This is a genomic window from Escherichia sp. KCJ4928, assembly GCF_004352695.1.
Lineage (GTDB): Bacteria > Pseudomonadota > Gammaproteobacteria > Enterobacterales > Enterobacteriaceae > ECMA0423.
Genome location: NZ_SJWV01000645.1, coordinates 1 through 380 on the forward strand (window position 1 = coordinate 1; position 380 = coordinate 380).

Below are 380 nucleotides of genomic sequence, written 5' to 3' on the forward strand. Positions count from 1 at the left end.
GTCATAATATCTGCTGAAGTGAAATTTGTATAAGTGTACCAAGTACGCTTTTTATTTTTCCCGAAACGGCGCAACTCCATCGCTGTTGAGACCGTGTCAATACGTTCAAGAGAACTGAAAATCAAAGGAATCACAATTTGTAAATTTCCTTTAATACGTTTCATCAATTTCTCTTTTGAAGATAATTCAAGTCCTCGCGCTTCTTGAGACATTCGAATCATGTAAAATTCTTCCTGAACATCTGGAATGTAGCGTAGTGTTAAACTAACGGCATAAGCCACCTTATAAGGAACACCAATTTGATTAAGGCTTGAAGCAAATTGACTGGGGTGCGTTGTCATCAAAAATAGAACTGCTAAAGGCACTGTACAGAAGTATTT

The 380-nt window shown here is 37.1% G+C and carries 1 protein-coding gene; it reads right to left on the minus strand.

The genetic code is table 11. From position 1 onward, the window contains the following. Nucleotides 1-380: energy-coupling factor transporter transmembrane component T (locus E0D98_RS26050; RefSeq protein WP_131891561.1), on the minus strand; the 380-nt coding region annotated here is incomplete at both ends.